The sequence below is a fragment of the Chthoniobacterales bacterium genome, from assembly GCA_035274845.1.
Classification (GTDB): Bacteria; Verrucomicrobiota; Verrucomicrobiia; order Chthoniobacterales; family UBA10450; genus AV80.
Genome location: DATENU010000023.1, coordinates 1 through 12602 on the forward strand (window position 1 = coordinate 1; position 12602 = coordinate 12602).

Sequence of the window (12602 nt, forward strand, 5' to 3'; positions counted from 1 at the left end):
CCCTTTGCCATCCAGCACACAAAACCGGTGTCGCTTCTCTCCCAGATCCAAGCCGATAGTTTTTTGCTTCTTTTCTTGCTTCATAGGCGTCGAGTTTACCCGAGCGCGCAACGCTCAGGCTCTCGCCGCCTTCTCATCTAATCTGGTTAGGTCTTTTTGGCCGGTTCATGAATGACTTTGAGTTGTGGCGCGTAGGAGCGCACAACGTGCTCGAATGCGGGAAGTGACTTTTCGAACGTCGCTTTATCGCGCGCCGTGAGAATAAAATAGTCTATGTAGCCCTTGAAGAAGAAATAGGTTCGGGCGTCGTACTGGCCCCGCTGGTCTGGACCGAAGTGATAGACCTCACCAATGAGTCCCCCAATGTTTGTCTTGATCGACGGCTTCTTTACCGGATGAATGGTTGAGCCCTCTTTCTGAAAGAGGGCGACATCATTCTTCATCGCATCGCTCGGCGTCTGTACACCTGGCTTCTTGTAGAAGTCGGTATAGATGATGACGCCGGACTCGGGCCAATGCGCATTGGCGGGGTGGAACACCGCGCCGACTTTCTCCTTCGCAGCGTCGCCCGAGTCCATCACCCAAGCTTTCGGCGCCTCTAGAAAATAGGCGTGATCTTTTCCGTAGACGAATCCGCCGGCGCCCGATTGGGCGCTGGCGGATGAGCAAACGATTGCGAGTCCGGAGATGAAAAGGGCGCGCTGCATAGACCTAACGAGAATAAGATGAGCGACGGCGGACGAGACCGCCTGTGGCTCGGAGTGGAAGCGTGGAAGTCATCTGAAATGTGAACACACAGCGGTCCGCCGTTCGCTCCATCGCGTGGTTAGACCTTTGGCCGGCATTCTCACGCATCACTGTCCCGAATCCCAAGCTTTTCTTTAATGTAGTGCGTGAGCAGAGTCTTAAGGACCGGAAACGTAAGAGAGACGCCTGCAGTGACTGCCTTCTTGCGAATGCTTTTCCAAGCGGATTCATTTCGGGCGGCGTCCAAAAATTCATGGCCGTCCCATGTGAGCCGTAAGACGGCAGTGCCCCTGGGGTAGCCGGTGTGGTCTGGCAGAATCGAGCCATCGACAAGCTTCGCTTCCACCAGCAGCGCCGAATGATAGACTTGTTGATCCTCGGTCCACTCTGACAAGTCTGGTTTTGGCTCCTCGCCTTCGTACAACAGAAGAAGCGAGCGAATAAGGTTCATGTCGCGCTTCATGCGAAATGCTTCCGAGGTCTAACGAGAAGTAGATTGGGAAACCCCGTCTTTAAAGGCGGGATTTTCCGATCTATCACGGTTGCATTGAGGTCGGAAAGTTTCCAAACTGGGGAGCATGCCCCAGAACGTACCGGCCTGCCCCGGGCCCGACAAGCCGAAACTCCTCGACGAAGTCCGCGACGTGATCCGGCGGAAGCTTTCTTTGATCGATGGAGGAGTCGCGGCACCAAGGCCCCTCCCACATTAACAATTCAAATCGCATCAATCCGGACCCACTTCATTCTTCCAGATACGCCGCTCATAATTGAGACGGCAGATTTCGGGCAGGCGAAATGATGGGCTATTAGAGCTACGAGTTCCTGATTGGCTTTCCCATCGACAGGAGGCGATGTCAGTTGGGCGAGCCACGGGCCTTCCGCGGCTGCCGTTAGCAGGCTGATTCGAGCGTTAGGTTTTACTTTAACCTGAACAGTCTTCATTTGAGCGGAAGTGATCAGGCGCCGAGGCCGCGCTAGAGGGTGTTCTTCTTTTCGAGCTCGGCCAGGAAGGCAGCGTATTTCTGGGTGGCGGGGTGATTGGGGCCGAGGGCTTTGCGGGCGGTGTCGGCGGCGCGTTTGGCCAGTTGCTTTGCTTCGGGAAGTTTGTTTTCGCGCGCGAGGTTGCCAGCGAGATCGAAGCAGGCATCGAGCGTGAGGAGATGCTCGCGGCCGAGAACTTTTTCGGCCAGCTCCAGGACCTTGCGGTATTCCGGTTCGGCTTCGGGGAATCGGTTTTGGTTGAAGAGCGCGTTCGCCAGGCCGCGCCGGCTCCGGATTGTGGTCACGTCCTCGGGCCCTAAGGCTTTCGTAGCGACCTGGACCAGCTCGCGGAACATCGCTTCGGCTTCGGCGTAGTTCTTATCTCCCATCAACGCGTTGCCCAGGCTGTTCCGGTTGATCAGCGTGTTTGGGTGTGCCGGCCCGAGAACTCTTTCTTCGAGCGTGATAACTTCGCGATATTCAGCGGCAGCTTCCGCGTGTTTGCCCTGGGCCTGCAAGGCGTTGGCCAGACCTGAGCGCGCAGACAAGGTGTCGGGATGTTCCGGGCCGAGGACCTTCTGTTCGAGACCAACGAGCGTCCGATAATCGGTCTCCGCTTCGGCGAATTTCCCCTGGCTCATCAGGACTTTGTCGAGACGGAGCCGGCTGACCAGGGTGTCGGGATGTTCTGGGCCGAGGATCTTTTCTTCGAGCCGGATTACATCGCGCAGGTTTAACTCGGCTTCCGCAAACTTCCCCTGATGATCGAGCGCGTAGGCAAAGCTGCCGCGGCTCCGTAGGGTATCGGGGTGCTCGGGACCGAGCACCTTGTTCTCGAGGTCGATCACCTGCTGATATTCGCTGGCCGCCTCCGCGTGTTTGCCCTGCCGGTCGAGGGTCAGGGCAATATTGTTCCGCGTCTTCAAGGTGTCGGGATGCTCGGGACCGAGCACTTTTTCTCGGATGGCGAGAATGCGGCGATGCTCCGCTTCCGCTTCGGCGGGTTTGCCTCCGTTATCGAGCGTAATGGCTAGGCCGTTCCTGACCAGCAACGTATCGGGGTGCTCGGGACCGAGGACCTTTTCGAAATTAGCCAGGAGCGCGCGCAAGCTGGCGATGGCTTCATTGTATTTGCCCTGGCGATATTGCGCATAAGCGACGCGCGCCCGGCTGCGGAGCGTATCGGGTTGCTCGGGGCCCAGCGCCTGCCCGCGGGTTTCGGCCGCCGCGCGCATGACGTCTTCCGCTTCGCGGTAGGCGCCTTGTTCCATGAGCAAATCGCCGATGGCGTGCTGGATGTCGGCCCATTGGGTTGGGTTGCCCTGGCGGTCGGTTAATTTTTCCGCGGCCCGGAAATATTCCATCGCGGTCTTGAATTGAACGCGCTTTTGCGCGGAGAAACCGGCGAGCTGATATGCCTGGACGATTTCCCCGGGCTTGGTTGAGGCGTTCTTTTGCAGTTCTTCTACCGCCTGCAAAGCGAGCCGCTCCGCTCCGAGGTAATCCTTGGCGACATACGCGGCGTTGGCCTTCTCGTAGGTGGACGCATCCGGTGCGCGTTGCAGACTGATGGCGACATCGGGCAGCTTTTGCTGAAGGACTTTCGAGTCGACGCCGAGTTCCTTACTCAAAGCGTCGTAGACCTTTTCCTGGACGACCGCCGGATTATCTTCGGGCCGCGATTGCCGGACTTCGGCTTCGACGCGCGGATACTTCAGGATGCCTTCGCGCAGCTTGGTCATCTCCGAGCTCATGTTCACCATCGCCTGCTGAGCTTCGACGACGCGCTTGTTGGTTTCGCGCTGGTTATAAAGAAGCCAAACGCCGAGGCCGACGCTGATCACCAGGAGAATGGCGACGCCGGCCGCCCATTGTTTCACGCCGCGCCGCAACCGGATAAGGTCGCCGCGCAACTTCAGGACGCTGGCCTCCAATCCTTCCCGCGTGGTTAGCGGATGGAAAAGATGCGCGTCCGATTGCAACCGTTGGCGATAAGCCGCCTGGAGCGCTCGCAATTCGTCCGGTTCTCCTTCGCAGGCGTCGACAGGGAAAGTCTCGTCGATGAAAAGGTACCAGACTTTTTTGCCCTTCTTCCGCGCGTAAAGAGCTTCATATTGGGTGTAACTGACGCGGCCGAACTCCGGATCGGGTTCGGGGGGCTCGGCGCCGTAGCATTTGCCGACGATCTGGAGCACGCCTTTGCATTGATCGATCTGTTGGCGAAGCATCCCGCGCAGGTCGCCGGTTTCGGTGCCGAAAATGTCCTGCCAGATTGGCTGGTAACCGAGAAAGGTGAGGGTGTTGGCGGCCAGCTGACGGCCACTCCGCAGCTCGCGACTGACGGCGGAGATAAAAATCAACGGGAGCGATGCCACAGGCCGGTAATAGCATTCGGCTTCCCGCTGGCAAGGGGGATGTGCGGGCGGCGCCTCAGTAGAAATCCAGCTTGTAACGGAATTTCCGGCGAGGTATAAAGGACGCCGCCCATGAAAACGTTCATCATCAAAGCTTCCTGTGTTCTCACCGTCTGCGCGTTTCTGTCCGGTGCGTCGGTCGCCCGGGCCCAAATCCCGTATCTTCCGAGTGTGGGGTTCGGGGGCAGCCATGCGGAAACCGTGGTGGCGGCGGCGCTGGTGGCGACCGTCATTTATGCGGTTGCGCAACATCAAGCGACGGAACACCAGCGGCAGTTGGCCGAGCAGCGGGCCCAGCGGTCCTACGCGCACATGTCGGCCCAGCGTAAGGCGAACATGAAAGCGAAGAAGGTTCGCTACATCGCGGTCGACACCGAACGCGGCCAGAAGACTCACCCGAAGGCAAAAAAGACGGTGATGATTTACGACACCCAGACGAACCGGGTAGCGAGCAACGTTGCTTACGACGTGGAAAAAACGCCGTCGGTCGGCAGCACGGCAAAGATCGATAATTACTCAGCGGAATACGTCGGCTCGGGAATGTAAGCTGGGCGGCTGATTATTAGGTGGCAAGCGGAGCGCTTGCCCTACAACGTCTTGACGCAGGATAATTCTGCGTAGCTGCCGCGCTTCTTGGCTTCAAGGCCTCGTCGCGGGCCAGGCTGTCACAGATGGTCAAAGTGACGGAAATGTAATGTGAAAACGCGGTCCGGGGCGGAACCAATCCCCGTTTTCTCCGCGAATTAATTATTGTCCTGCATCGGCGTCGCGTTCGCGGCCGAGTTGGCGGCACCGCACCATCCCATGACGAATCATTTTTCGATGATCGATCCTCGCGCTGCCCGTCCATCCGAAAGCGGGAGCATGAAAAAGAGGTCCGCATGAAAAAAACTTCGTCCAATCAATCCGGCATCTTCATCCTGCGATCGGTCGCGGTATGCTGTTGCTTCGCCATTTCCGCGCTCCTGGGTTTCCTGGCTTTCGCCGCCGATCCTCCCGAGGGCAGCATCGGCCCTTCCGGACCCGACCTTACCTGGAACGGAACTGCCTCGGGAGTTCCGCCAACGGGTGGCGGAGAAGACTCCTGCGATGAGGGGACCAATTGCGATAGCTTCAAATTGACGATCACGGGGACACCGGCGGATTGGGCGGCGGCGAACAAGGTGGTGCACGTCCAGATCAACTGGTCGGCTGCCTCGGCGGACTACGACATGTATGTCCACAAAGGGACGCTCGAGGGACCGATTGTTGCCACTTCCGGCGCCGGAGGCACCACCCAGGAGCAGGTTGATCTCGACCCCCGCCGAAGCAGTATCGGGACGGGCGATTTCGTGGTCCACGTCGTCTATTTCGCGGCCACCAGCGCCAATCAATATTCCGGTACCGCGGCTCTGGCCCCGGCATCGCCGTTGCCGGCCCCGGCGCCAGTCGCGAGCGGATTGCCGCCGCGTTTTGAAAACTTTAATCCGCCGGCAGCCGGTCCGAACACGCTCGGCCGCAGCTCGGGCGAGCCTTCGATCGGCGTTGGTCTGCCAATCGCCGGCCACCCGGAAGGCCGGGCGATGTTTCAATCGGATGTCCAGACTCTGCGCGTGACTTTCAACGGCGCTTGCGCCACTCCGCGCGCTTTGTGGGAGAACAGACCGGCGCCGACTTCGCAGGAAGATTTCGATCCGATTCTCTACACCGATTTCCAGACGGGACGCACGATCGTGCACCTTTTGTCCTTTGCCGCCAACGTGATCGTGGGCGAGTCCTCGTTCACCGACAGCCCGCCGTCACCGGCTAATGACGGCGATATTTGGACGCCGAGCAACGGAGCTGGAATAGCGTCGGGCGTCGACCATCAAACGGTCGGCGGCGGTCCCTATCATCTGCCGCTGGTTGGGCCTCCCGGAAATCCGCATGCCGTTTACTATTGTTCGCAGGCTCTCGTCGACGCGAACTGTGCGCGGAGCGATGACGGCGGGATCAACTACGGCCCGTCGGTGGTGATTTATACGAGTCAATGCGGGACGTTGCATGGCCATGTGAAAGTAGCGCCGGATGGAACTGTCTACGTTCCGAACCGGGGCTGCGGCGGCGAGCAGGCGGTCGTTGCTTCGGAAGACAACGGTCTCACCTGGCAAGTTCGCAAAGTCCCGGCGAGCGCCGCGGGCGGCAGCGATCCATCCGTCGGCATTGGTGACGGAGGACGACTTTACTTTGGTTATGCGGATGGCGATACGACCGCGGCGATCAGTGTTTCGAACGACCGTGGCCTTACCTGGAGCGCTCCTTTGGATGTCGGGGCCGCATTTGGAATCAACAACGTCGTCTTCCCGGAAGTTGTTGCGGGCGACAACGATCGCGCGGCCTTTGCTTTTCTTGGAACCCCGACAGCGGGCGGGTTGCAGGGACCGAGATTCACGGGCATCTGGCATCTTTATGTTGCGACCACGTATGATGGCGGCGCGACCTGGTCGACCGTCGATGCGACGCCCAACGACGCGGTGCAGCGCGGCTGCATCTGGCTGGCGGGTGGGGCGAATGTTTGCCGGAACCTTCTCGATTTCATGGATGTGCAAATCGACCATGAAGGGCGAATCCTGGTCGCTTACGCCGACGGATGCAGCGGCGGAGAATGTGTCCAGGCGCCACCGAACGCGACCGGCAATTCCTACACGGCTCTCGCGGCGATCGCGCGGCAAACCGGTGGGCGCAGGCTCCTGAGCGCTTTCGATTCGCCCGGGGTGGCTGCGCCCGGGACCCCGCTTGTCAGCGTGACGCGGAACGCCAGCGCAGTGCATTTATCGTGGTCGGAGGCCGATGACGGTGGCTCCGACATCACCGGATATGATGTTTTGCGCTCCACTTCGCCTGGCACGGAAACCTTGCTGGCGTCAGTTCCCGCAGATCAACTCCACTACGACGACACGACTGCGACGGACCAGGGCTCGACCTATTATTACAAGGTGGTAGCGACCAATGCCCAGGGGTCGTCGTGCGGGGATAACGAAGTGACGGCGCGCTACGTCGGCGACCCCCTCACGCCCACCGGTTTCATCGTGGCGACCGATCCGACGGCGGAAGTAGGGCCGCCGGCCGCGAATCCGGATTTGGACATTCAATCTCTCTCCATCTCCGAGCCCGCCACGGGTCCCAACGCCGGATTGCTCGTCTTCAATCTCAAGATGACGGACCTCAGTCTCATTCCACCGAGCCGGCGCTGGAGAATCATCTGGAATTCTCCCTCTTCGTCCGGCGGCCAATTTTACGTCGGAATGACTTCCGATAACACGGGCGCGATTTCGTTCGAATACGGGATCGTCACGACCGGAGTGATCGGGTTGGTGCTGGCCGATCCGAATACGACCGCAGTCGGAGAACCGGATGCCGCCAGCTACACACCTGACGGACTGATCACTATCGCCATCCAGAAGAAACTCGTCGGTAATCCCCGGCGGGGCGATTTGCTCGGGGGCTTTTCGGTCCGGACCTATCCCGATACCACCACCAAGGTTCGCCTGACCAATGCCATCGACAGTACTGCCAACGCCAACGCGAACGACACGACGGCCAACGCGGCCATCTATGTCGTAGCAGGTTCCCAGGCAGCCACGCTCCAGAACATTTCGACGCGGGCCCAGGTCGGCACGGGCGGGAATGTCTTGATCGGCGGATTCATCATCACTGGCACCGAGCCGAAGAAAGTTATTGTCCGCGGGCGGGGCCCGTCGCTTTCCGGTTTTGGGATCGCGGATCCGCTCCACGATCCGACGATCGAACTTTTCAACGCCTTGAGCGGGATCGCCGCGAATGATGACTGGCAAGTCAACCAACAAGACGAAATTATCGCGACCGGACTCGCGCCGGAGAGCCCTCTTGAGTCGGCCATAGTCAAGACGCTGGCGCCGGGCGCTTACACCGTAATCCTTCGGGATAAGGATACCAGCGCGCCGAGGCTGGGCATTGTCGAGGTGTTTGATATTGACCCGGCCTCCAATTCGAAGCTCGGCAACCTCAGCACACGCGGCTTTGTCGGGACGGGCGATAACGTTTTGATTGGAGGCGTGATTGTTGGACCTCCGACCAGGGGCAACGCCAGCATCCTGGTGCGTTCGCTCGGTCCGTCGCTTTCATCCTTCGGCGTCGCGGGCGCCCTGCCGGATCCAAAGTTAAAGCTGGTGGATCAAAACGGCGCTGAGATTGCCTCGAACGATGATTGGCGGGCAAACGAAGCCGCGATTCTGGCCCAGGCGCCGACTCTCGCGCCTTCGATGGACGCGGAGGCCGCGCTGCTGGCCAGCGTCGCGCCCGGGCTTTATACCGCCATCGTCGAAGGCAAGAATGCCACCGGTGTAGCCACGGTCGAGGTTTACGAGATCAGCCCTCCTTAGTCCTTCGAGACACGATTTCGTCGCGCGCTCTCGCTATCGCGTCCGCCGATTTCGTGTATCGTTGGGCACATGGCTGACTTCGCGACCGAGATCGATGAAACGAGTGTCGAGAATGTAGCGGCGGCACCGGAAAGCGATGAAGCCGGTGGCGGCGCTGCGTTTGTTCTTTCCAGCCGGCCGATCGTTCCACTCGAAGAGCGTGCGCCTGCTCCGAGCGCCGATTTCGAAAATCTGGGAGACCTTCCGCGCTCTTATGGCGGAGCGTTTCTCTTCGCCATTGCGCGCGATCCGCACACGCTTTTTGCCTATTGGGACATCGATTGGGTGGAAGTTTTCGGCGATAACCCGCCGGCGGACCGCAAGGCGCACCTGCGAGTATTGTGGCACGAAGGGATCGAAGAATCGAAAACCGCGGTCGAGCCGATGGCGGGTAGTCAGCTCATTACGGTTTTGCATGCGCGCAGTTCCTACCGGATCGAACTGGGATTTTATGCGCCGGAGGATGTCTGGAATTCCGTGGCGACGTCGGATGCAGTCGTAACGCCCCCGGACGACGTGGCCGAGACGGGGCCGATCGACGTGGCGACGGTTCCGTTTCATTTGAGCTTCCAGCGGATCGTCGACGCTTTTCGCGGATCGAAATACGATGGCGACGCCATCGTTGAAATCGTCGGCCGATTACAGGAACAGGCCGACAATTCAGACGCTTCGCTGCCCGAATCCGAACGCGAGCTTTTGCGCACGCTTGAATCCGGCCTGTCCGGAAACGCGTCGCAGCAACGCGCCCGTCTTCGCAACCCCCGCGAGGCGTTCTTTACCCGGCAACGGCTCGAATCGATTCTCGGTTTCGGCGCGACGAGCCGGATGTAACTGGTGGATCGAGCGCTACGTCGCTCGATGTGAGCGACGAGGCTGCGAGTAACCCATCGCGCGACGTAGCGCGCGATCCACCTATTCCGCCAACCGAATTATTTCCCGAGGCTTATTCCCTTCGGCATCTCTGGCGGCGGCTCGCTGATCCGGCTGTGACTCTTGCCGTAGGCGAAGTAAATCACGAACCCGATGACCAGCCAGACGATCAACCGCAGCCAGTTTGTCCAGCCGAGTCCATAAATCATCGCGCCGCAGGTGATGATTCCGAGCGTACAAACGACGGGAGCCCACGGAACCCGGAACCCGCGTTCCATCTCAGGACTTCGGACGCGCATGATCCAGACGCCGATGCACACCAGGATGAAGGCAAAGAGCGTCCCGATGCTCGTCATTTCGCCGGTCACGTCCGCCGGAACGAACGCGGCCATCAGACCGGTAAAGACAAAGAAGATCGCGTTCGATTTGTAAGGCGTGCGGTATTTCGGATGGACCGCGGAGAAAACCGACGGCACCAGGCCATCGCGGCTCATGGAAAAGAAGACGCGCGATTGGCCGAGCAACATCACCAGAATGACCGACGAGAATCCCGCCAGGATCGCCACCGTGACCGACTTCGAAAGCCATTCGTAGCCGTGCATGTATTTGCTGATCGCGAACGCGACCGACGCTTCGCGGCCCGTGCTCCGGAAATCCGCAACCGTCGCGATGCCGCTGAGGACGTAGGAGAAGAGCACATAAAGAATCGTGCAGAAGAAAAGCGAACCCAGGATGCCGATTGGCATGTCGCGCTTTGGATTGCGCGCTTCCTGCGCCGCGGTCGAAACCGCGTCGAACCCGATGTAAGCAAAGAAAACGACGCCCGCGGCGCCAAGGATGCCGAGGATTCCGCCGTACGAGTGCGTGATTCCCTGCGGGGTCGTGTAACTCGCAGGCGCCGGAATCATCGGCGTGTGGTTGGCCGGATTAATGAATCCCCACCCGAGGCCGATGATGAGAAGAACGATGCTGACCTTGAGGACCACAATCAGACCGTTCACAAACGCCGATTCTTTCGTGCCTCGAATGAGCAGCAGCGTGAGAAGGAAAAGAATGAAGATCGCCGGGAGGTTGATGATCCCGGTCACGCCTGCCGGGTCGTGCTCGAATGGGGTGTGACACCATTGGTACGGGATTTTCAGCCCGAACCAATCCAGGACGAGGTTCGCGTACTCGCTCCAGGCCGATGAGACGGTGGCTGCTGCGACCGCGTATTCGAGGATCAAATCCCAGCCGATGATCCAGGCGACGAATTCGCCCATGGTGGCGTAGGAATAAGTATAAGCGCTGCCCGCCACCGGAATCATGGAAGCGAACTCGGCGTAACAGAGGCCCGCGAACGCGCAGCCGATCCCGGCCACCATGAAAGCGAGCACAACCGATGGACCCGCTCGGTCCGCGATCGCCGCCGCGGTGCGGACGAACAAGCCGGCGCCGATGATGCCACCAATGCCCAGCGCGATCAGGTTCCACGGCCCGAGCGAACGCTTCAGGCTGTGCTCGCCGACCTCGGCTGCTTCCGTCATCAGCTTATCAAGGGGCTTTCTTGCGAATAGATTTGCCATGGTCCGCTTTCCTTTTGGTTGGTTGCTAACTGCGCAGTGGTTTCGGTCGCTATCTGGGTTGGTTGTCTGCCGCGGGTCCGGGTTCGGCCTTGCGCCAGAGAAAATAGATCGGCACGCCGGTCAGCACGATGATGAGGCCGGGCCAGGTCGTAGCCGTTTGGTAAATGAAGAGGACGGCGAGGATCACGGACGCGCCAATGATGTAGAGCGCCGGGATGATCGGGTAACCAAATGCTTTATACGGGCGCTCAACGTCCGGGCGTTTCCGGCGAAGAACGAACAGGCCGATGATGGTGAGAATATAAAAGATGAGCGCGGCCGAGATGACGTAGTCGAGCAGGTTGCCGTAGAGATTTCCGTAACCGGTGATCTTGCCGGCGGCATCGGTCTTCACGGTGCGCGGCAGGACGAGGACGCCGGCCCAGATTCCCTGGATGATGAGACCCCAGGCTGGGACATGGTTTTTGTTCAGCTCGCCAACGCGGCGGAAGAAAAGACCGTCCCGCGCCATGGCGTAGTAGGCGCGCGCGCCCGCCAGGATCAGCCCGTTGTTGCAACCGAAAGTGGAAATCATGATCGCGACCGCCATGATGGTCGCGCCCGCGCCCGGGAAAATGACATTCGCGGTCTCGGAAGCGACTCGATCGCTGGGCGCATTCTGGATTGCGGAAAACGGAAGCGCGGCGAGATAGGCGACGTTCGCCAGGAGATAAAGGCCGATCACAAGGAACGTGCCGAACGCGAGTGAGAGCGGAATGTTTCGCTTCGGATTCTTCACTTCCCCGGCGGTGAAGGTGATGTTGTTCCAGGCGTCCGCGGAGAACAGCGAATTGGTCTGCGCCACGCAGATGCCGACAAAGAGACCGAACGCCGTGATCGCGGTCAGCCCCGGCCCGACCTCCTGCAAACCTCCGCGCAACGTCCAGAAATCGCTGAAGTTTGCCGAGCCCGCGCCCGAACGAAGTCCCACGATGATCCCCAGGACGATGAGCGCGATGAGCGCCCCGGTTTTCGCGGTGGTGAAAACATTCTGGACGAGCTTGCCCAGATTCAGCCCGCGCGTGTTCATGAAGGTGAGGAGCGCGATCATGGCGAGCCCGAGGAGCTGTGCGGTTGAGAGCGAGATCGCGTAGCCGCCGAGGCGGATCGGCTCGATGATGTAATTCGATTCCGAGACCCATGGAATGAGCACGCCGGTGTAACGGCCGAAACCCACCGCGACGGCCGCGATGGTTCCGGTCTGGATAACGAGGAACAGGGTCCAGCCGTAGAGAAAACCCCAGAGCGGCGAGAAGGCTTCGCGCAAATAGACATATTGCCCGCCCGCCTTCGGCATCATCGCGGCCAATTCGCCGTACGAAAGAGCGGCCATCAAGGTCAGCACGCCCGTGACCAGCCAGACCACCAGCAACCAGCCCGGGGAGCCGACCTGTTTGGCGATGATGGCGGAGACAATGAAAATGCCGGAGCCGATCATCGACCCTGCTACCAGCATGGTGGAATCGAAGAGGCCGAATCCTTTTACGAACTGGCCGTTCTCAGCTGCAGGTGGTTGTGACATGCGCTTGTAAATTCCAGCCCATCGGACCCAGTTAACAACCAGTCAG

8 protein-coding genes are annotated in these 12602 nt (G+C 59.8%); 3 read left to right on the forward strand and 5 right to left on the reverse strand.

Annotation, left to right across the window (positions count from 1 at the left end):
• Window positions 1-146: 146 nt before the first annotated feature.
• From VJU77_17785 to VJU77_17795, 3 genes are all read right to left on the reverse strand, one after another.
• Window positions 147-707, reverse strand: a complete 561-nt coding sequence (locus VJU77_17785) for a hypothetical protein (protein ID HKP05206.1) — start codon at window positions 705-707, stop codon at window positions 147-149.
• A 140-nt stretch (window positions 708-847) separates the two neighbouring features.
• A complete protein-coding gene (locus tag VJU77_17790) occupies window positions 848-1210 on the reverse strand; it encodes a DUF2513 domain-containing protein (protein ID HKP05207.1) in 363 nt (120 codons plus the stop codon).
• 511 nt (window positions 1211-1721) lie between these two features.
• Complete coding sequence (locus VJU77_17795) at window positions 1722-4103, reverse strand: tetratricopeptide repeat protein (protein ID HKP05208.1); 2382 nt, start codon at window positions 4101-4103, stop codon at window positions 1722-1724.
• Between the two features lie 111 nt (window positions 4104-4214).
• Between VJU77_17795 and VJU77_17800 the strand changes: the two genes are divergently transcribed.
• The 3 genes from VJU77_17800 (at window position 4215) to VJU77_17810 (ending at window position 9391) form a co-directional block, all read left to right on the forward strand.
• On the forward strand, window positions 4215-4688 hold the full coding sequence (locus VJU77_17800) for a hypothetical protein (protein ID HKP05209.1): 474 nt from the start codon (window positions 4215-4217) through the stop codon (window positions 4686-4688).
• Between the two features lie 335 nt (window positions 4689-5023).
• A complete protein-coding gene (locus tag VJU77_17805) occupies window positions 5024-8521 on the forward strand; it encodes a hypothetical protein (GenBank protein ID HKP05210.1) in 3498 nt (1165 codons plus the stop codon).
• A 69-nt stretch (window positions 8522-8590) separates the two neighbouring features.
• Window positions 8591-9391, forward strand: a complete 801-nt coding sequence (locus VJU77_17810; protein ID HKP05211.1) for a DUF4912 domain-containing protein — start codon at window positions 8591-8593, stop codon at window positions 9389-9391.
• A 98-nt stretch (window positions 9392-9489) separates the two neighbouring features.
• Here VJU77_17810 and VJU77_17815 read toward each other — a convergent pair whose 3' ends face one another.
• Together VJU77_17815 and VJU77_17820 are read right to left on the reverse strand one after the other, a co-directional pair.
• Window positions 9490-10995: an amino acid permease gene (locus VJU77_17815; GenBank protein HKP05212.1), complete on the reverse strand. Its 1506-nt coding sequence runs from the start codon at window positions 10993-10995 to the stop codon at window positions 9490-9492.
• A 49-nt stretch (window positions 10996-11044) separates the two neighbouring features.
• Window positions 11045-12556, reverse strand: a complete 1512-nt coding sequence (locus VJU77_17820; protein HKP05213.1) for an amino acid permease — start codon at window positions 12554-12556, stop codon at window positions 11045-11047.
• Window positions 12557-12602: the final 46 nt, after the last annotated feature.

Coding starts and splice junctions, on each gene's coding strand:
- VJU77_17785 (HKP05206.1), bottom strand. CDS start 707: ATGCAGCGCGCCCTTTTCATCTCCGGACTCGCAATCGTTTGCTCATCC.
- VJU77_17790 (HKP05207.1), bottom strand. CDS start 1,210: ATGAAGCGCGACATGAACCTTATTCGCTCGCTTCTTCTGTTGTACGAA.
- VJU77_17800 (HKP05209.1), top strand. CDS start 4,215: ATGAAAACGTTCATCATCAAAGCTTCCTGTGTTCTCACCGTCTGCGCG.
- VJU77_17805 (HKP05210.1), top strand. CDS start 5,024: ATGAAAAAAACTTCGTCCAATCAATCCGGCATCTTCATCCTGCGATCG.
- VJU77_17810 (HKP05211.1), top strand. CDS start 8,591: ATGGCTGACTTCGCGACCGAGATCGATGAAACGAGTGTCGAGAATGTA.
- VJU77_17815 (HKP05212.1), bottom strand. CDS start 10,995: ATGGCAAATCTATTCGCAAGAAAGCCCCTTGATAAGCTGATGACGGAA.
- VJU77_17820 (HKP05213.1), bottom strand. CDS start 12,556: ATGTCACAACCACCTGCAGCTGAGAACGGCCAGTTCGTAAAAGGATTC.